Annotated in this window: 1 protein-coding gene and 1 pseudogene; both read right to left on the reverse strand. The window is 36.0% G+C overall.

The annotated features are described in order from the left end of the window. Positions 1-190: 190 nt before the first annotated feature. Positions 191-940: a hypothetical protein gene (locus PQ474_RS26100; RefSeq protein ID WP_273848501.1), complete on the reverse strand. Its 750-nt coding sequence runs from the start codon at positions 938-940 to the stop codon at positions 191-193. 11 nt (positions 941-951) lie between these two features. Next, positions 952-1,296, reverse strand: a pseudogene (locus PQ474_RS26105) (hypothetical protein); the annotation flags it as partial.

The raw sequence follows: 1,296 nt of genomic DNA on the forward strand, positions 1-1,296 counted from the left end.
AAATGGCCCTTTAATGGAACAACTCTATTGTCACTCAACAGTTCCTTAATCCACCTTTCAATTCAGATGTTCTTTTCCTTTTCACTATAAAAACACCCCTTTAGAAAAAAACATATCCAAAGGGGTAAAACGGTTTAACTTTTATAAACGGTGCAACTTTATTTCAAATTCACAAACAGCTGCATGTTCTTCACCCCTTTGTTATATACTCACTTAACTTTTCACGTAACTGCAAGTGGCCAAATGTTTCTCTATAGTCACGGATGGCCGCATCCAAACGATTTTCTACCATGATTTCATTTGAAGTTGTATTACTTAACTTTTCAATAAGTTGAGCCACAGCCTCCCGCATAAGAGCTGTTCTTGTGACTCCCTTGACTCCAAATTCCTCTACAAACTGATCTAACCGATCAAAAGCTTCTTGTTGCATTTCGATTATAAAAGTCTCGGTATCACGAGGTCTTATTTTTAAGGCTTCTGTATTAGCTGATGGTTGATACTCTTGCAAAATAAACTGATTTACTACTGTGTTCCGATCAGCACGAGAAACATAACGATATAAAGCTTCTGCTGTTCCTTTTGGAAAATAAAAAGAAACCCGTTTTCGTTGTGAGCTTTTATATCCTTCTTCTTCTCTTAGATGTTTTAACAGTTCCGAAAACCCATGGCGCATAATTAACGAACGATTTGCCTTCACCCCTTGATTTTTCGCTTGTTTGACATACTCATCTAATAAATCAATTGTATCCTGATCTAAACGAATGGGTTCCGCTGCTGTTTCCACTTTTTGAAATGAGGATAGCTCCCCTATATTTTTGGGGAGCTCATACTGTCCATGAAAAAAACTACGAATAATTTTAGAGTATTTATTTTCATCAATTAATGCTTTCACTTGTTTTACAACATCCGGCTGCAAGGTAAATCCTACACGTTTTTTCAATCTAGACACTCCTATCGAATCATCATGTTTCCGTCTTTTGCTGTATATCCTTGATCTAATCCGTATTTTCTAAACTTGATGACTTGTAGCGCTAGTTCAAAATTGTCCTCATCTAAATAGCCAATCAGATCAAGTGGATCAACGGTCTCATTGTTATTAAATAAGTGTACAGCTAGCTTTGCCATGACTTGTAATGACGTACTAAAATCTTCTTTCTCAAACATCAATGCTGATTTGAAAAAGCCCTCATCCATATCAAAATACGGTTTCATTTTTTGCTTTAGTTCTTCATTGCCAGCCATTAGAAAAGCAACACTCATGTACTCTTTATTATTTTTATACTTTCCAGCTGCTTC

Source organism: Halalkalibacter alkalisediminis, assembly GCF_028610705.1.
In the GTDB taxonomy this organism is placed as follows: domain Bacteria; phylum Bacillota; class Bacilli; order Bacillales; family Bacillaceae_D; genus Halalkalibacter; species Halalkalibacter alkalisediminis.